This window comes from Microbacterium sp. VKM Ac-2870, assembly GCF_015350795.1.
Classification (GTDB): domain Bacteria; phylum Actinomycetota; class Actinomycetes; order Actinomycetales; family Microbacteriaceae; genus Microbacterium.
Genome location: NZ_JADKSH010000001.1, coordinates 176,265 through 193,068, shown reverse-complemented (window position 1 = coordinate 193,068; position 16,804 = coordinate 176,265). Strand labels below are relative to the sequence as shown.

The window sequence follows — 16,804 nt, the reverse complement described above, 5'->3', positions numbered from 1 at the left end:
TACCCCGCCCAGAAACGGGCACGCCGGGGGCGGGATCAGTCCGCGCTGGTCACGGATTGCACGTCGCCGTCACTGGTCAGATTGACCAGCAGCACCTCGTCGGTGGCGTCGGGATCGAGGGCGTATTCGAGAACGGCGAACGGGTCCGATCCGCCGTGCTCATCGGCCAGAATCGTCATGCTCACCAGCTGCAGCGACCGGATGATGTCCATGTGCACGTCGCCCGAGATGTCCACGAGAACGTCGTCGAGCTCGTCGCCGAGCGTCTCCTGCTGCTGCAGCAGATACTCCGTTACCTCGCTCGTGCGGTCATCGAGTTCGGCGACCATCGCGTTGCGGGACTGCAGGTCGATCTGTTCGAGGGAGGTGATCATCGCCGCCGCGACATCGAGGGCTGCGGCGGAGACATCGTCCTGGTCGGGCGCGGTCAGATCCACCGTGACCCGCTGGTCTGCGAAGTCGACCACCTCGGACCAGAAGATCGATCCGTCGGGCCCGGACTCCAGCAGTCCGAAATAGTCGTGCTCGATCGCCATGACCCTATGCAACCACCCCGCGCGCCTGCGCGCGACCCCGCGCCCGCTCACGCATCAGTCAACCAGAGCGGAGACGAACACGTGCGGTGTGAATCCGGTGAGATCGCCGATGCCCTCGCCCTGTCCGAGCAGCTTCACGGGGATGCCGGTGCGCTCCTGAACCGCGAGGACGAAGCCGCCCTTGGCCGAGCCGTCGAGCTTCGTGAGGACCAGTCCGGTGACGCCGGCGTGTTCGAGGAAGGCCTCGGCCTGCATCACGCCGTTCTGGCCGGTTGTGGCATCGAGCACGAGGAGCACTTCGCTGATCGGCGCCTGTTTCTCGATGACGCGTCGGATCTTGGTGAGCTCGTCCATGAGCCCACCCTTCGTGTGCAGTCGCCCGGCGGTGTCCACGAGAACGATCTCGGTCCCGTGCGCTTTGGCGTAGTCGATGGTCTGATAGGCGACGGATGCCGGGTCCTGCCCTTCGTGCTGCGGCCGCACGATTGCCGCCCCGCCGCGTTCGGCCCAAGTTGCCAGCTGATCGACGGCGGCAGCGCGGAAGGTGTCCGCGGCTCCGACGACCACGGAGCGGTCGTATCGCTGCAGGAACTTGGCGAACTTGCCGATCGTCGTCGTCTTGCCGACGCCGTTGACGCCGACCACCAGAACCACGGCCGGCCGCTCCGTCAGGCGCAGAGTCGTGTCGAACTTCGCGAAGTGCTCCTCGAGCGTTTCTTTGAGCATGCGCTGCAGATCGCGTGGGTCGGTCGTGCGGAAGCGCTCGACCTTCTCGCGGAGCTCGTCGACGACACGTTCGGTGATGTCCGGGCCAAAATCGGCGGTGAGCAGCGCCGTCTCCAAGTCATCCCACGTGTTCTCGTCGATCGTGGGTTTGACGAACATGCCGCGCAGTGCGCGACCGAGCGACCAGGAGTTCTCCGCCATGCTCTCAGCCTACGGGGACTCGAGGAGAGGGATCTTCCCTGCGGGGCTTCGGGTTCGGCGCCACGGATGCGGGGTACACCGTGACCGCGAGTCAGGCGGTCTCGCGTTCCCGCACCCGCTGACCGACAACGGCGGAGACGCCGTCTTGACGCATCGACACTCCGTACAGCGCGTCGGCGATCTCCATCGTGCGCTTCTGGTGCGTGATAACGATGAGCTGACTCGATGCACGAAGGCGTTCGAACACACCGAGCAGACGCCCGAGGTTGGCGTCATCGAGTGCGGCCTCCACCTCATCGAGGATGTAGAACGGGCTCGGGCGCGCCATGAAGATCGCGGTCAACAGAGCCACCGCCGCCAGCGAACGCTCACCGCCGGAGAGCAGAGACAGCCGCTCGATCTTCTTGCCGACGGGTCGCACCGATACCTCGATGCCCGTCGTCAGCGGGTTGTCGGGATCGGTGAGAGAGATGCTGCCCGATCCGCCGGGGAACAGGATGGGGAAGACCTCACCGAATGCGGCGCGGGTGTCGTCGAACGCGGCGAGGAAGATCGTCTGCATGCGCTCGTCGAGCTCGGCGATGATCGTCTGCAGGTCTGTGCGCGTCTGAACCAGGTCGGCGAGTTGCTCGGTCAGGAAGGCGTGTCGCTGCTCGAGGGCGGCGTACTCCTCGAGGGCGAGCGGGTTGACGCGCCCGAGTTGCGAGAGTTTCCGCTCCGCATCCTGCAGGCGGCGACGTTGAACCGCGCGGTCGAACGGCGAAGGATCGCTTCCCTCGCTGTCGGCAGGAATCGGGACGTCGGGGCCATATTCCGCCACGAGAATATTCTCGTCGAGGCTCAGTTCGGAGCCGACTCGCTCCAGCAGGCTCGTGACATGCAGACGCTTCTCGTGCATCTGCAGCTCGATGCTGTGCACGTTGTCCGTGAGACGTCCTAAGCGCTCCCGGACGGTCGCTTCATGCGCACGAAGCGCGGTGAGCTCCGCCGTCAGCGCCGTCCGCGCCTGTTCCGCGAGCTGCAACTCGACGCGGGCCTGCGTCACGGAGCGGTCGACGGAATCGAGCACAGGAGGCAATGCGTCGGCGACCTGCCCGGCGAGCTCGCGCTGCGCCCGGCGGATGACCGCGCGCCGCGCCGCCTCTGCGGCGGCCGCGCGCTCGCGTTCGCGCTGGCGGACGAGCTGATCGACGCGGGCCTCTCCCGCCCGCACACGCTCCTTGAGCGTTTCGACATCCAAGCGCGCACGCATCTCACGATCGCGCGAGACTTCCAGCGCATCGAGCACACCGTCGCGCGCCGACGCGTCGAGCATGGGGCGGGGCGCCTGCTGCGCACTCTCCAGCGCCTCATCAGCGGTGCGTGCTGCTCGCTCGGCGTCGGCGACCGCGGATGACGCCTGCGCGAGCCCGGCCTCGAGTCGTTCGCACTCCGCGACAGCGGCTTCATGCCGCACCGTCGCACGGTTGACCTGTTCGGTGTGCGCCGCGAGCGCGGCGTCGTGCTCGCGCAGGCTCTGCAGCGCGTCGCGAGTACGCGTGCGCGCGTCATTCCAACTGGTCTGCGCGTCGGCGAGAGCCTCCCGCAGAGAATCGGCCACCACCGTGATCTCCGCAAGCCGTTCGGCTGCGGCGTCGCGTTCTGCTGCGAGCTCCAACCGTGACCGTCCGGCCCCGGATCCCGCCCGGACCGTCTGTGCGGTCAGCACCTCGCCGGTGCGAGTGACAACGGTAACGGGGCCGCTGTCCGATGCGGCGGTGAACGCGCGGGTCGCGCTGTGCGCGGCATCCAGATCGTCCGCGATCACCGTGCGGCTGAGCACGCGGAGAACGCCGTCGGGAGCGGTGACCACGTCGGCTGCGGGTATGACCCCGGGCGCCGACAACGCGGGCGAGGGCAACGATTGGGCGGCGGCGATGGCGATGTCGACACGTCCGAGATCGGCTTCGCGGGCGTCGCGCGCTACCGCGATCGCCGCCTCGCCGTCGTCGACGAGCACACCCTCTGCGAGAGCGCCCAGAGCGGCCGCGATCGCTGCCTCATAGCCCGGCGTGACCTTCACCTCGTCGCCCACGAGACCCCGGATGCCGACGCCCCCACGAGCGATCAGTTCTGCGGCGGCGTTGCGCACATCGAGCGCACGGCCGAGTGCCGCCGTCTGGGCGGTCAGAGACTCGCGCTCCCGCTCGGCGGCGTGCAGGCGCTCACGCAAGGCGCTCACCTCGTTCTCCGCCGTCGTCGCGTCGCGCTGCGCACGTTCGTAAGCAGCGGCGTGCTCGGCGGACGACCCTTCCGAAGCCAGATCCGGGTCGACGCCAGCGAGCACCTCTTCCGCTTCGGTCCGTCGCGCCAGCGCGGCGTCGAGGGCTCGCTGCTGACGCTCGACGGCCGCGCGCACCGCCTCGAGGCGGGATGCCGCGGCATCCGCGGCGCCCCGGAGCTTCGTGATCCGCATGTCGTGGGCAGACACGAGCGCGCTCTGCGCCGCGATGTCGGCATCGAGCGCGTCGAGTTCGGCGCGCGCACGCATGACGTCGCGAGCGGCGGCTTCCGCGGCATCCTGGGCGTCACCCAAACCGGCGGAGATCTCGTCGATTTCGGCTCGCGCCTCATCTATCGACGACTGACTCACCGTGGCGACCTCGAGGCCGAGCGTTCCGTCGTCCTCCAGAAGCGCCAGGCGTTGGCCGGCCAGCGAGAACAGTCCCCGCAGGCGTTCCTGCACACGTTCGAGGCCGAAGGCGACCGCGCGTGCCGCGTCGACAGCCTCGGATCGCTGCTGCGCCTCGAGGCTGTCGATGCGCAGCTTCAGTTGCTCAGACTGGTCTTGGAGTACGAGGCGCTCGGCACTGCGTTCCTGCTCGTTGCGCGCATGGTCGGCCAGCTGCGTGCGGAGCGTGACGAGTTCATCGGCGAACAGGCGAGCCTTCGCGTCGCGCACGACGGCCGCGATCGTGGCCGCCTCGCGGGCGATCTCCGCCTGCTTGCCCAGCGGCTTCAGTTGACGTCGGAGTTCTCCCGCGAGATCGCTCAGGCGCGTGAGGTTCGCTTCCATCGCTTCGAGCTTGCGAAGCGTCTTCTCCTTGCGGCGGCGGTGCTTCAAAATTCCCGCAGCTTCTTCGATGAAGCCTCGGCGGTCCTCGGGGCTTGCCTGCAGCACGCTGTCGAGGCGCCCTTGGCCCACGATGACGTGCATCTCTCGACCGAGACCGGAGTCGCTGAGCAGTTCCTGGACGTCGAGCAGGCGGCAGCTCGAACCGTTGATCGCGTATTCGCTCGTGCCGTTGCGAAACAGCGTTCGACTGATCGTGACTTCGCTGTAGTCGATCGGCAACGCGCCGTCGGCGTTGTCGATCGTGAGCTGGACTTCCGCGCGACCGAGCGGGCCGCGAGTGGACGTTCCCGCGAAGATGACGTCTTCCATCTTGCCGCCGCGGAGGGTCTTCGCGCCCTGTTCGCCCATGACCCAGGCCAGGGCGTCGACAACATTCGACTTGCCCGATCCGTTCGGCCCGACGATGCACGTGACGCCGGGTTCGAGCGCGAAAGTGGTCGGCTGTGCGAACGACTTGAAGCCCTTGAGCGTCAGGCTCTTCAGGTGCATTCGCTCGTCCTCCGGGGTGGGTGTGCGAACCACGCTATCGGACCGACACGCCAACCCCGGCTTGACGCGCGCCGAGAACAGCCGCTATCGTCACAGATCGCGTCAGAAGTTGAGAAAGGAGGTCCCTGACATGATTCGTTTGAACAACATCGGCAGCACGGCATTCGCGATGCGCGCCATCTCGTTCCGTGAGCACGTGGGGACCGTCTCCTTCGACGCCTTCACCGGCACCTGCTGACCGGCGAGATCAGAGTTCGGCCTGAGTTCAGGCACGAATGCTCGCGTCCGCTCTACCCGCACTCGTCCCCTGTGATGAGCATGCACTCCGCCGCAGCCCGGCCACACACCTCGCCCTGAGCGCGTTCGCGCTCGACCACTCACGAAAGCGCACGATGCATCCCTTCATCGCGTCTGCCGTCCATGCCAGCGATCCCGAACGCCGCCGCATCCGTCTCGCCCAGCGCGAGCGCGAGCAGCGCGAGCTCGAATGGCAGCGCCGCAGGCAGATCCTCCCGTTCCTCTGATTCCACTCCGGGGGCGTCGACGTATGACGCCCCCGGCCTACCTCCTTGGAGACCTCATGACCACTCACCTTCCCGGCCTCGAGTTCCGGCGTCTCACCGTTCCCTCGTCGATGGCCGACGAGGACGCCGCTGACTTCCGAGAGTTCACGCGGGTTCGTAACCTCGTCTATCGCGAGATCGCCGGCAACGACGACGACGCGATGCTGCCTGAAGAGCTGCTCCCCCACTACCAGCCCGATCCCGACGAGATCCGACTCGCGTGGGCGGTGGTCCTCGACGGCGCGTTCATCGGGCGTGTCGGCATCGACCTCCCTCTCGAGGACGGCTCGCGCAACGCGTTCTGTCTGATCGAGCTCATGGCTGCCCACCACGGACGCGGCATCGGCTCGGCCGGCCACGCCCTGATCGAACAAGCGGCTCGCGAACATGACCGCAGCGTCCTCCAGTCGTGGGCGCAGCATCCGGATGCCGACGGTGAGCGCCTGCACGCTCCCACCGGATTCGGATCGATCCCGAAAGACCATGCCGCGCGCTTCTACCTTCGGCACGGGTACTCGCTCGAGCAGATCGAACGGCAGAGCGCCCTCGACCTGACCACGTGCGATGACACCGTCGCTCGCCTCTGGGACGAGGCTGTCGCCGCATCAGCCGGCTATCGCATCGTGCAGTGGCAGGCACCGACGCCGGCCGAGTACGCGGAGGGCTTCGCATGGATGAAGTCGCGTATGTCGACCGATGCACCCAGCGCCGAGCTGGAATTCGACGAGGAGGCGTGGGATGCCGAGCGTCTCGCCCGCCACGATGCGAAGTACGTCGAGTCGGGCCGCATCAAGCTCGTCACAGCGGCGCAGCACATCGCCTCCGGTGACCTCGTCGCCTTCAACGAGCTCGTTCTCGGCACCGATCCCAGCGCACCCAGCCACCAGGAAGACACTCTGGTGCTGCGAGAGCACCGCGGTCACAAACTGGGCCAGCTCGTCAAGTGCGCGGGACTGCGCACCTGGCGGCGAGACATCGCGCCGGACTCCCCCAAGGTCATCACGTACAACGCGGAGGAGAACCGCCCGATGCTGGATATCAACGAGGCGATCGGCTTCGTACCGGTCGCGTACAACGGCGCGTGGAAGAAGGTGCTGACGTGAGCGAGGTCAGCGCAGCCGCTGGCAGTGCGGGCAGTAGTGGCTCGAGCGATTCATGAACGACGCCCGGACGATGGGCCGTCCGCAGCGCGGACAGGGCTGGCCGGCGCGAGCGTACGCGTTGAGTGAGTGCGCAAAGTAGCCGGCTTGCCCGTTCACGTTGACGTACTGGGCGTCGAAGCTCGTTCCGCCCTCAGCGAGGGCCTTGAGCAGAACCGCCCGTGCCTCGTCGAAGACGCGACGCGCGGCCGGGAGGGTCAGTGCGTCAGCGGGGTGCTCGGGATGCACGCGCGCAGCCCACAGTGCTTCGTCGGCATAGATGTTGCCGATACCGCTGACCACCGTCTGGTCGAGCAGCACGCGCTTGATGGCGGAGCGCTTGCCACGCACGCGTGAGATGACGGCCCTCTCGTCGAAGCCGTCGTCCAGCGGGTCGCGCGCGATGTGCCGCACCTGCGAGGGAACCGAGGCCGCGTCGGTGCCCCATCCGCCCGGCAGCCCATCGCCGGTGGGGACGAGTTCGTCGATCGCCAGCGAACCGAAGGTGCGCTGATCGGCGAACACCACCGCGAGGTCGCCATGATCGGGGTGGCGGATGTCGAGTCGGACACGCTCGTGGCGCTCCACGGGAGCTCCCGACGCCCGCAGCAGCATCTGTCCGCTCATGCCGAGGTGCGCGATGACGGCGCGGGATGAGTCGATCGTGGATGCCGCAGCCAGCGGCAGCCACAGAAACTTGCCCCGACGGGCCGCGCCAGTGAGGACATGCCCGGTCAGCGCGCTCTCGAAGGCCTCGCGGTCTCCCCTGTGGCGCGTCAGCGCTCTCGGGTCGCGAGCATCGACGGCCACGACACGCGCCCCGATGACGGCAGGCGCGAGTCCCGCACGGACCACCTCGACCTCGGGCAGTTCAGGCACGGTCGCTGAGCCGCTGCCACAGCGCGAGTGCCGCGGCCATCTCAGCCTGCTTCTTGCTCGTTCCGACGCCGGTTCCCGGGTGCTCACCGACGGTGACCGTCGCCGTGAAGACGCGGCTGTGGTCGGGGCCTTCGGCGGTGATCGTGTACACGGGCGGGGCCAGATCGAGGCGCGCGGCAAGCTCCTGCAGGCTCGTCTTGGGGTCCATCGCCGCGCCGTAGCGGGCGGGATCCGCCATCAGCGGGCGCACGAGCCGCAACACCAATGCCGTTGCCGCATCGGGACCGGTCGAGAGGTAGGTCGCACCGATGACCGCCTCCATCGTGTCGGCCAGGATCGAATCCTTGTCCCGTCCGCCCGTCTGGTCCTCGCCGCGCCCGAGTCTCAGGTGTCCGCCGAGACCGATGCCCCGTGCGACCTCCGCCAGAGCGACGGTGGAGACGACACTGGCACGCCGCTTCGCGAGCGCCCCCTCTTCGAGGTCGGGGTGGGTGCGGAACAGATGCACCGTCACCGCCTGGCCGAGTATCGAGTCGCCGAGGAATTCCAGTCGCTCGTTGTGGGGTAGTCCACCGTTCTCGTACGCGTAGGAACGATGCGTCAGAGCAACCGACAGAAGCTCGGGGTCGATGTCGACCCCGAGCTTGTCGGTGAGCACACGGTGCTCGATCACGGCATCCGCCATCAGATGGCCGCCGCGATCAGATGTCTGCGACCTTGCGGCCCTTGTATTCGAGGAACAGCTCGGTGCCCTGCGAGTCGGTGACGACCTTCGCCTGGTGCGGGCGGCTGTAGACGACCTTGCCGTTCTCGACGGTCTTGACGAGGGTGGGAGCTTCCGCCTTCCACTGCGCGCGACGCGAACGAGTGTTGGAGCGGGAGACCTTCCGCTTCGGGGGGTTACCTGCCATGGCTAGCTCTTCTCTGTATCGGTGGCGACGCGGCGTGGTGCCGTGTCGTCATGGTCTGGGGTGAGGGCCTTCAGCGCGGCCCAACGCTCGTCGATCGGAATCTCCGGCACGGTTCCTGCGGCCAACCTCTCGCCCGTTTCGGGGTCGAGCCCCGGGCAATCCGGCTGGCACACCGGCTGGAACGGAAGCGAGAGGACGATCGCATCCCTGACGAGAGTTTCAAGATCCACGTGGTCGTCTTGAACCTCGAAGTCAACCGCTTCTGCTCCAGGATACCCGAAGAGCTCCTGAAACTCGACTTCGACAGGCTCGACGATGTCGATCAGGCAACGGCCGCAGACGCCGGAATACTCCGTGTCGATCTCCGCGGTGGCGAGAATCCCCTCGTGCACCGACTCCAGTCGCACGTGCAGGTCGATGGGCTCGCCCTGAGCGACGGCCACCAACCCTTCGCCCCACTTCGCCGGAGCGGGTACGTCGACGTCGAACTCGCGCATCTCTCCCGCACGGTGAGCGATGTCACGAACAGGAAAGACGAACGGACCGTTCACATGCTTTCTGACCACTACGCCATGGTAACGGGCTCGGAGGCCCAGGGCGTCAGTTGCCGCGTACGCCCGTGTCGAGGAAGCGTGCCACGGGTGCGGGGACGAAGGGCGAGACGTCGCCCCCGAGGCCGGCGACCTGACGCACCAGCGAGCTCGACACCAGCGCGTGGGACGGATCGGGCAGCAGGAAGACGGTCTCGATGTCCGCGAGGTGCCGGTTCACGATCGCCATCGGCGTCTCGTACGCCACGTCGATCTGCGAACGGATGCCCTTGACGAGCACTCCGGCGTCGACATCCTGTGCGTAGTCCACGAGCAGCCCGACGCTCCATGACGCGACGATCACCCTACCGGCGATGTCTGCCTCTGCGATCGACTGCTCGAGAAGGGTCAGACGCTGGGCGATCGGCAGCATCGCCTTTTTGCCGGGGTTGTGCACGACGAGCACATGGAGTTCATCGTAGAGCGCGGCCGCTCGGCGGATGACGTCGAGATGCCCGAGGGTCGGCGGATCGAAAGAGCCGGGGACGACCGCGATGCGGTTGTTCATGCGGCCCAGCCTAGCGGCGCACATTCCGGTCTCGGACGTGGGATGACGCGGATGCCGAGTCGCGTGTGCCTCAGCTCTTCGACAGCGCCGCGCGCTCCTGCTGCCCTACCCGACGTTCGATCGCGGCGACCAGCCCCGCGTGATCCGTCAGCCGCGGGTCGGCTTCCAGCACCGCCTCGGCGCGCGCACGAGCCAGCGCGATCAGGTCGGCGTCCGCGACCACCCGCAGCAGACGCAAGGAGCTGCGCGCGCCCGATTGGGCGTCGCCGAGCACATCGCCCTCGCCGCGCAGCTCGAGGTCGACCTCCGCAAGGGCGAACCCGTCGATGGTGGATGCCACGGCGTCCACACGCGACCGGGCCGGTGTTCCTTCGGGGGCTTCGGTGACCAGCAGGCACAGACCGGGCACGGTGCCGCGTCCGACGCGTCCGCGCAGCTGATGCAGCTGCGACACTCCGAACCGGTCGGCTTCGAGGATGATCATCGCCGACGCGTTCGGCACATCGACACCCACCTCGACGACGGTCGTCGCGACCAGAACATCGATCTCGCCGCGGGCGAACGCCTGCATGACGGCATCCTTCTGCTCGCCCGGCATGCGGCCGTGCAAGATCTCGACACGCAGGTCATCGAAGGCGGGGATGCCGCGGAGGAGCTCCCCCACCTGGACCACGCCCCAACGAGTGCGCGGCTGTTCACCCTCCACCTCCACGGGCTCGGGAGGCGTGTCATCCTTCCCGTCCTTCCCCGTCGCCTCAGCGTCGATCGCCGCGCACACCACGAAGACCTGATGCCCCGCGGCGACCTCTTCGGCCGCCCGTTCCCAGATCCGCCTGAACCACCCGGGCTTCTCGGCGAGCGGAGCCACGTGCGTCGTGATGCCGGCGCGCCCGGCCGGCATGGTGCGGATGGTGGAGACGTCGAGGTCTCCGAAGACCGTCATCGCGACTGTGCGAGGAATCGGCGTCGCGGTGAGCACGAGCACGTGCGGGGCCGTGCCCTTGGCTCGGAGCGTCTCGCGCTGCTCCACGCCGAAGCGGTGTTGTTCGTCGACGACCACCAGACCTAGATCGGCGAACGTCGTCGACGCGCTCAGCAGCGCGTGCGTGCCGACGACGATCCGCGCCTGCCCCGACGCCACCCGCAGCGCCGCCTTGCGGCGCTCCGCAGCCGGGAGCTGACCGGTGAGCAGAGTGGGCATGAGCTCCGGCGCGAGCCGCGGGCCGAGCATACGCGCGATCGAGCGCACATGCTGCGCCGCCAGGACCTCGGTCGGTGCGATGAGCGCGGACTGGCCGCCGGACTCGGCGACCTGCAGCATCGCGCGCAGCGCCACGAGGGTCTTTCCGGAGCCGACCTCGCCCTGGACGAGGCGGTTCATCGGCCACGCGCCCTGGATGTCCGCGGTGATGCGGTCGCCGACCTCGATCTGGTCTGAGGTACGCGCGAACGGCAGCGCCGCATCGAAGCTCTCCAGCAGCGCACCCGGACGCCGGGCGGTCGCCGCCATCGCGCGTACCGCCTGCCGCTGTTGCAGGAGCGCCGTCTGGAGCACGAAGGCTTCGTGCATCCGCAGGGTGTGTCGCGCCGCGTCGATCTCGTCGAAGCTCTCCGGGGCGTGGATGCGCGCGATCGCCGTGCGTGCGTCGAGGAGTCCCTGCTCCACGCGCAACGAGGCCGGCAGAGGATCCGCCACGACGTCCAGGCCCGCGAGCACCGTGCCGACGGCCTTCTGCACCTGCCAGGTCGCCACAGTGCTGGTCGCCGGGTAGATCGGAATGGGCGTGTGCTGCTGCGCTTCGGCATTCAGACGCGCCGCATCGACGTCTTCGAACAGCGTGTAGTCGGGATGGGCGAGCTGCTGGTGTCCCTGGAACTGGCCGACCTTGCCAGAGAACATGCCCTGCCGGCCCACCTGGAGGTCGTTCGCGCGCCAGGCCTGGTTGAAGAAGGTCAACGTCAGCGCTCCGGCGCCGTCGCTGATCACCACTTCGAGAAGAGAGCCCCGGCGTTGCCTCATCTGCCGGGACGATACCGAGCGCACCTCCGCGACGATCGTCACCTGCTCCCCCAGCGGCAGCGAGTCGATCGGCGTCAGCTCGCCGCGACGCGCGTAACGACGGGGGTAGTGGGTCAGCAGATCGGCCACGGTCGACATGCCGAAGGCCCGCTCGAACAGCTTCGCCGTTGCCGCCCCGAGCGCGTCGACCAACGTCGTGTCGAGCGTGAACGCGGGCATGTATCGAGTCTATTCAGGCCCGGAGACACCACTCGCACCGCGATCGAGCGGCGCGCATGGGATGTCCAGGCAGCAGACCGTAGAGTCTCCGGGTGATCCGAGGCGTTCTCTCCCGCGTGTTCTGGCTGTGCAGCCGTTGGCGTCTGCACTCCACCCCCGCGCCGGCGCGCCCCACCGTACTCGTGGGTGCGCCGCACACCTCGAACTGGGACTTCGTCTTCATGCTCGCCATCTCGTGGCGTCTGGGCATGCGCATCCACTGGCTGGGCAAGGACACGCTGTTCGCCGGGTGGCGAGGTCGCGTGATGCGCGCGCTCGGCGGCATCCCTGTCGACCGGTCGGATGCGGGCTCGGTGGTGGACGAGATCGTCGCGCGCATCCGGGGCGGTGAGGTGTTCGGACTCGTCGTGACCCCCGATGGCACGCGCGGTGGCAACGAGTACTGGAAGAGCGGCTTCTATCGCATCGCGCGCGAGACCGGCATGCCGCTCACGCTCGGCTACGTCGACCGCACCACGATGACGACGGGCCTCGGCCCGACCCTCGAGCTCACCGGCGATGTCGGACACGACATGACGCGCATCCGCGCCTTCTACGCCGACAAGGCGGGATTTCGTCCGCAGCGGCGCACCGAACCACGTCTGCGCAGCGAAGACGACGGCTCCGCCTGAGCCCCAGTAGGGTGTTCCCGTGACGCGCATCATCTCCGGGCGGGCCGGCTCTCTCACCCTCGCGGTGCCGGATGCCGGGACGCGCCCGACGAGCGATCGTGTCCGCGAATCGCTCTTCGGTGCTCTGGACGCCGCCGGCCTCGTCGACGGCGCGGCCGTCCTCGACGTGTTCGCCGGCTCGGGTGCGCTGGGACTGGAGGCGATCAGCCGGGGAGCCGCGTCCGCGGATCTCGTCGAGAAGGCGCCGCGCGCCGCGTCGGTGGCCGAACGCAACGCCCGCGCCGTCGCCAAGGCCGTACCCGGACGTCCGGTGCGCGTCCATCGTGCCGCGGCGGATGCCTACCTCCGATCAGCCTCCGGCCCGTTCGACCTCGTCTTCGTCGACCCGCCGTACGACCTCGACGACGACGCACTGCACACGACGCTGGCCGCCCTCGCCCTCTGCTTGTCACCGGATGCCGTGGTCATCGTCGAGCGGGCGTCACGGTCGGCCCGGCCCACGCTGCCGGCGGGTCTGGTCATCGACCGCAGCCGCACCTACGGCGATACGACGCTCTGGTGGGTTCGACCGGAGTGAGCCGGAACGGAGACCGGCGTGAGCCCGCGGTGGCCGCGTGAGCGTCAGCCGCGGCCCGCGTCCCAATCCCGATGGGGATCCCATCCCCCTCGTCCCGACGGCGACACTCCTCCGACGGTGACGCGGGCGATGGCATCGGCCTCGACCGTGCCGACGCGGCGGAACCCGTCGGGGATCGCCGTCGTCGGCGGAAAGCACGCGAGCAGCGCGTGATCCTCGCCCCCGCGCAACGCGAGGTCGTCGAGCCCCGGATCCAGGTCGAGGCGTACCCCCGACGCTTCGGCCATGCGGGCCCCGTCGAGAAGCAGCCCGTCCGACACGTCCATCATCGCGGTAGCGCCGGCACGGGCGGCCTGGGCCCCTCGAAATATCGGTGGGCTCGGGCGCAGCTGCGCGGCGAGATCGTCGCGCTCCGCGGGCGTGAGAGCGGCGGCATCCACCGCAATCGGCGCACCATCCGCGTCGCGGAAACGGTCGAACAACAGTGCGAGTCCGCGCGCCGCCGCGCCGAGTTCACCCGCAACGGCGATCACGTCGCCGGCGCGCGCCCCGGATCGCAGCACCGGTTCCATCCCGTCCAGCGATCCCAGCACCGTCACGGCGATCGTCAAGGTATCGGATGCCGTGAGGTCGCCGCCTTCCACGGCGCACCCCGGAGCGAGCTCGTCGCACGCCGCCCGGAGTCCGCCCGCGAGCTGCTCCACGAAAGAGACAGGCGTCTCATCCGGCAGCGTCAGCGCGACGAACAACGCCGTGGGACGGGCGCCCATCGCCGCGATATCGGCCAGATTGACCGCGGCCGCCTTCCATCCCAGATCGCTGCCGCTGGACCAGGCCAACCGGAAGTCCGGCCCGTGCACGAGAGTGTCGGTCGACACCACGACGCGGCCGTCCGGCACCGCCAGCACGGCCGCGTCGTCACCCGGCCCCACAAGCGCGCGCGATGATCCGTCGAGTGCGCGCAGAATCCGACCGAGAAGCTCTCGCTCGCCGAGGTCGCGGACAGTCGGGGCGGGCGGGGTGGTCATGGCTCCACGGTAGCCTGGAGTGGTGTTCCGCTCACGTCTGTTCGCCGTCCCCGTGACCCTGGCGATGGCGGTGGGCATCGCCCTCGGCACCGCAGGGTGCAGCTCGACGGTCTCGATGACGCCGGCGAAAGGCGCCAACGATCCGGCCTGTGCCGCGGTCATCTCTCGGCTGCCCGCGACCGTCGACGGCCAGCAGCGCCGCTGGACCGATGCACAGGCGACGGGCGCCTGGGGCTCGCCGGCGAGCGTGCTGCTGACGTGCGGACTCGACGCGCCGGGACCGTCGACGCTCGTCTGCCAGACCGTGGACGGCATCGACTGGCTCATGGATGACACGCAGGCGCCGAAGTACCGGTTCACGAGCTTCGGCCGCACCCCCGCCGTGCAGGTCTACCTCGACTACGATGTGGTCGGCGGCCGGGATGTGCTCAGCGCGCTCTCGTCGGCGGTGCAGCAGCTCCCCACCGACGGACGCTCCTGCACCGATCGCCCCTCCTCGTGATGCGCTGATCTGCGCACCCGCGTCAGTGTACGCGGGCGAGGTCGATCAGCTCGCTGATCAGTTCCTGGTAGGTCATGCCAGACGCGATCCAGCAGGTGGGGAACATCGAGATCGGTGTGAAGCCGGGCATCGTGTTCACCTCGTTCACGAAGAACTCCGTGCCGGTGAAGAAGAAGTCCACGCGAGCGAGCCCCTCGCCACCGACCGCTTCGAAGGCGCGCAAGGCGATGCGCTGCATTTCCGCCAGCTCGCCTTCCCGGAGGTCGGCCGGGCAGACCAGATCGATCCCGGGGGCGTCGAGGTACTTCGCATCGAAGTCGTAGAACTCGCGTCCGCTGATCACGATCTCGCCGGCGACGCTGACGCGCGCCGGATCGTTGCCGCGTCCGGCGAGCACTCCGCACTCAACCTCACGGCCGACGACCGCTTGTTCGACGAGCACCGTGTCGTCTTCGGCGAACGCCGTCGTCAGCGCGGCGTCCAGCTCCGCCCAGTCCGACACCTTCGACACACCGACGCTCGAACCCGCGCGCGCGGGCTTGACGAAGGCGGGAAGACCGAGCGAACGGATACGGCGCAGCCACAGGTCGTTGTCGCGGTCGAGAGCACGCTCGGTCACGCTGACCCAGGGCACCACCGGAACGCCCGCCGCCTTCAGGACGCTCTTGGTGGTGTGCTTGTCCATGCCGATCGCCGACATGAGCAGACCGGCGCCGACATAGGGCAGGTCCAACAGCTCGAGAAACCCCTGGATCGTGCCATCCTCGCCGAAACGGCCGTGCAGGATCGGGAAGACGACGTCGACATCGCCCAGCGACCGGATGCCGTCGGCATCCCTCACCATGAGCTCACGGGAACGCACCGAGTCGGGCCAGATGATGCGCGTGCCGTTGTCGACGACCTCGGGCAGTCGCTCCGGGTTCAGCGCGAACTTGTCGGGGTCGTCGTCCTCGAGCACGAAAGCGCCATCGCGCGTGATGCCGATGGGCACGACGTCGAAGCGCTCACGGTCGATCGCCCGCAGCACTCCCCCCGCCGTTGCGGAACTGATCGAATGCTCGCTGGAACGCCCGCCGAAGAGCACCGCCACTACCGCTTTGTCCATGCTGGGTCCTCTCGCCGGTGGGCTTGTCGTCATCGGTGGTCAGGTGGGGCGCGATGTCGCGCGGGTTCATCGTTCCGTCCAGCACCATCTTGACCTGCTCCACGATGGGCATCTGCACGCCTGATGCGCGCGCGAGCTGCAGGACAGGGGCGACGGATGCCAGGCCTTCGGCCGTCTGATTCATCTGCTTCACGACGTCTTGGAAGCTGTATCCCTGGCCGAGCAAGCGTCCGGCGGTGTTGTTGCGGCTGAGAGGCGACTGACACGTCGCGATGAGGTCGCCGAGGCCTGCGAGTCCCTGGAGCGTCTCGGGCTGGGCACCCTGCGCGACGGCGAAATCCGTCATCTCGACGAGACCGCGAGTGATGATCGACGCTTTCGTGTTCTCGCCGTACCCGACACCGTCGACGATCCCGATCGCTACCGCAATCAGGTTCTTGAGCACCCCGCCGAACTCCGTGCCGATGACGTCGGTGTTCACGAAGGTGCGGAAGTAGTCGTTGCGCGCCCGCCGCGCGACCGCCTCCGCCGTCTCCCGGCTCGTCGACGAGATCACGGCCGCCGTCGGCTGTTCACGTGCGATCTCGAGCGCGAGGTTCGGTCCGGAGGCGACGGCGATGCGCGAAGGATCGCAACGCAACTCCTGCTCGATCACCTGACTCATCCGCAGACCGGTGCGCTTTTCGACGCCCTTCATCAGCGACACGACGGCGGCATCGCTGTCGGCGATCAGTGGGCGCACGGCCTTGAGGTTCTGTCTCAGCGCCTGGCTCGAGATCGCCAGATACACCTGGGAGGCGCCGTCGAGGGCCTCGGACAGGTGGGAAGTGGCCGACATGGTGCGGGGCAGGTTGATTCCGGGGAGGTACTCGCTGTTGCGGTGCCCCTCCTGAATCTCCTGAGCCAGCTCCGCGCGGCGCGCCCACATGACCACGTGGGCCCCACCGTCGGCGAGCACTTTGCCGAACGTCGTTCCCCAGCTGCCCGCGCCGATCACGGCGACACGAGGCATCGCGGTCTCGCCT

Annotated in this window: 17 protein-coding genes; 5 read left to right on the top strand and 12 right to left on the bottom strand. The window is 68.3% G+C overall.

The genetic code is table 11. The features are described from left to right. Positions 1-35: 35 nt before the first annotated feature. The 3 genes from ITJ43_RS00935 to smc form a co-directional block, all read right to left on the bottom strand. Complete coding sequence (locus ITJ43_RS00935) at positions 36-536, bottom strand: DUF2004 domain-containing protein (protein WP_194581267.1); 501 nt, start codon at positions 534-536, stop codon at positions 36-38. A gap of 54 nt (positions 537-590) precedes the next feature. Continuing rightward, entirely contained in the window at positions 591-1,463 is an 873-nt protein-coding gene (gene ftsY / locus ITJ43_RS00930; protein WP_194581265.1) for a signal recognition particle-docking protein FtsY, read from the bottom strand. Positions 1,464-1,554: 91 nt separating this feature from the next. Then, on the bottom strand, positions 1,555-5,067 hold the full coding sequence (smc, locus tag ITJ43_RS00925; protein WP_194581263.1) for a chromosome segregation protein SMC: 3,513 nt from the start codon (positions 5,065-5,067) through the stop codon (positions 1,555-1,557). A 275-nt stretch (positions 5,068-5,342) separates the two neighbouring features. On the opposite strand from smc, the gene ITJ43_RS00920 reads away from it, so the two are divergent. Then, positions 5,343-5,591 carry a hypothetical protein gene (locus ITJ43_RS00920; RefSeq protein ID WP_194581261.1) on the top strand — a complete coding sequence of 83 codons (249 nt, stop codon included), beginning with the start codon at positions 5,343-5,345 and terminating at the stop codon, positions 5,589-5,591. Positions 5,592-5,647: 56 nt separating this feature from the next. After that, the gene (locus tag ITJ43_RS00915) at positions 5,648-6,733 is read left to right on the top strand and encodes a GNAT family N-acetyltransferase (RefSeq protein ID WP_194581259.1); all 1,086 of its coding nucleotides are present in this window, start codon (positions 5,648-5,650) and stop codon (positions 6,731-6,733) included. A 6-nt stretch (positions 6,734-6,739) separates the two neighbouring features. Here the strand turns inward: ITJ43_RS00915 and mutM are convergent, their stop codons facing one another. From mutM to ITJ43_RS00885, 6 genes are all read right to left on the bottom strand, one after another. Continuing rightward, positions 6,740-7,648 (bottom strand): bifunctional DNA-formamidopyrimidine glycosylase/DNA-(apurinic or apyrimidinic site) lyase, encoded by a 909-nt coding sequence (mutM, locus tag ITJ43_RS00910; RefSeq protein WP_194581257.1) that lies wholly within the window; start codon positions 7,646-7,648, stop codon positions 6,740-6,742. Continuing rightward, positions 7,641-8,333 (bottom strand): ribonuclease III, encoded by a 693-nt coding sequence (rnc, locus tag ITJ43_RS00905; RefSeq protein ID WP_194581255.1) that lies wholly within the window; start codon positions 8,331-8,333, stop codon positions 7,641-7,643. The genes mutM and rnc overlap by 8 nt, the downstream gene beginning before the upstream one ends. Before the next feature lie 16 nt (positions 8,334-8,349). After that, entirely contained in the window at positions 8,350-8,559 is a 210-nt protein-coding gene (gene rpmF / locus ITJ43_RS00900; RefSeq protein WP_005050211.1) for a 50S ribosomal protein L32, read from the bottom strand. Positions 8,560-8,561: 2 nt separating this feature from the next. Then, positions 8,562-9,110, bottom strand: a complete 549-nt coding sequence (locus tag ITJ43_RS00895; protein ID WP_194582384.1) for a YceD family protein — start codon at positions 9,108-9,110, stop codon at positions 8,562-8,564. Between the two features lie 49 nt (positions 9,111-9,159). Further along, a complete protein-coding gene (gene coaD / locus ITJ43_RS00890) occupies positions 9,160-9,657 on the bottom strand; it encodes a pantetheine-phosphate adenylyltransferase (RefSeq protein WP_194581253.1) in 498 nt (165 codons plus the stop codon). 70 nt (positions 9,658-9,727) lie between these two features. Continuing rightward, a complete protein-coding gene (locus tag ITJ43_RS00885) occupies positions 9,728-11,896 on the bottom strand; it encodes an ATP-dependent DNA helicase RecG (protein ID WP_194581252.1) in 2,169 nt (722 codons plus the stop codon). 92 nt (positions 11,897-11,988) lie between these two features. Between ITJ43_RS00885 and ITJ43_RS00880 the strand changes: the two genes are divergently transcribed. Together ITJ43_RS00880 and rsmD are read left to right on the top strand one after the other, a co-directional pair. Continuing rightward, positions 11,989-12,567: a 1-acyl-sn-glycerol-3-phosphate acyltransferase gene (locus ITJ43_RS00880; protein WP_194581251.1), complete on the top strand. Its 579-nt coding sequence runs from the start codon at positions 11,989-11,991 to the stop codon at positions 12,565-12,567. Between the two features lie 19 nt (positions 12,568-12,586). Beyond that, positions 12,587-13,144 (top strand): 16S rRNA (guanine(966)-N(2))-methyltransferase RsmD, encoded by a 558-nt coding sequence (rsmD, locus tag ITJ43_RS00875; RefSeq protein WP_194581250.1) that lies wholly within the window; start codon positions 12,587-12,589, stop codon positions 13,142-13,144. Positions 13,145-13,188: 44 nt separating this feature from the next. Here the strand turns inward: rsmD and thiL are convergent, their stop codons facing one another. Next, a complete protein-coding gene (gene thiL, locus ITJ43_RS00870; protein ID WP_194581249.1) occupies positions 13,189-14,172 on the bottom strand; it encodes a thiamine-phosphate kinase in 984 nt (327 codons plus the stop codon). A gap of 22 nt (positions 14,173-14,194) precedes the next feature. Here thiL and ITJ43_RS00865 point away from each other — a divergent pair, with 22 nt between their 5' ends. Then, positions 14,195-14,674 carry a DUF3515 family protein gene (locus ITJ43_RS00865; protein WP_323741083.1) on the top strand — a complete coding sequence of 160 codons (480 nt, stop codon included), beginning with the start codon at positions 14,195-14,197 and terminating at the stop codon, positions 14,672-14,674. A gap of 22 nt (positions 14,675-14,696) precedes the next feature. On the opposite strand, the gene ITJ43_RS00860 is transcribed toward ITJ43_RS00865, so the two are convergent. Both ITJ43_RS00860 and ITJ43_RS00855 read right to left on the bottom strand, forming a co-directional pair. Further along, positions 14,697-15,779, bottom strand: a complete 1,083-nt coding sequence (locus ITJ43_RS00860; protein WP_194581247.1) for a D-alanine--D-alanine ligase family protein — start codon at positions 15,777-15,779, stop codon at positions 14,697-14,699. Next, positions 15,679-16,791 carry an NAD(P)H-dependent glycerol-3-phosphate dehydrogenase gene (locus ITJ43_RS00855; protein WP_194581245.1) on the bottom strand — a complete coding sequence of 371 codons (1,113 nt, stop codon included), beginning with the start codon at positions 16,789-16,791 and terminating at the stop codon, positions 15,679-15,681. Before ITJ43_RS00855 ends, ITJ43_RS00860 begins: the two co-directional genes overlap by 101 nt. Between the last annotated feature and the right edge of the window lie 13 nt (positions 16,792-16,804).

Excerpts from the sequence above, each read along its gene's own strand:
- ITJ43_RS00935 (WP_194581267.1), bottom strand. The coding sequence starts at position 536 with ATGGCGATCGAGCACGACTATTTCGGACTGCTGGAGTCCGGGCCCGAC.
- ftsY (WP_194581265.1), bottom strand. The coding sequence starts at position 1,463 with ATGGCGGAGAACTCCTGGTCGCTCGGTCGCGCACTGCGCGGCATGTTC.
- smc (WP_194581263.1), bottom strand. The coding sequence starts at position 5,067 with ATGCACCTGAAGAGCCTGACGCTCAAGGGCTTCAAGTCGTTCGCACAG.
- ITJ43_RS00920 (WP_194581261.1), top strand. The coding sequence starts at position 5,343 with ATGCTCGCGTCCGCTCTACCCGCACTCGTCCCCTGTGATGAGCATGCA.
- ITJ43_RS00915 (WP_194581259.1), top strand. The coding sequence starts at position 5,648 with ATGACCACTCACCTTCCCGGCCTCGAGTTCCGGCGTCTCACCGTTCCC.
- rnc (WP_194581255.1), bottom strand. The coding sequence starts at position 8,333 with ATGGCGGATGCCGTGATCGAGCACCGTGTGCTCACCGACAAGCTCGGG.
- rpmF (WP_005050211.1), bottom strand. The coding sequence starts at position 8,559 with ATGGCAGGTAACCCCCCGAAGCGGAAGGTCTCCCGCTCCAACACTCGT.
- coaD (WP_194581253.1), bottom strand. The coding sequence starts at position 9,657 with ATGAACAACCGCATCGCGGTCGTCCCCGGCTCTTTCGATCCGCCGACC.
- ITJ43_RS00885 (WP_194581252.1), bottom strand. The coding sequence starts at position 11,896 with ATGCCCGCGTTCACGCTCGACACGACGTTGGTCGACGCGCTCGGGGCG.
- thiL (WP_194581249.1), bottom strand. The coding sequence starts at position 14,172 with ATGACCACCCCGCCCGCCCCGACTGTCCGCGACCTCGGCGAGCGAGAG.
- ITJ43_RS00860 (WP_194581247.1), bottom strand. The coding sequence starts at position 15,779 with ATGGACAAAGCGGTAGTGGCGGTGCTCTTCGGCGGGCGTTCCAGCGAG.
- ITJ43_RS00855 (WP_194581245.1), bottom strand. The coding sequence starts at position 16,791 with ATGCCTCGTGTCGCCGTGATCGGCGCGGGCAGCTGGGGAACGACGTTC.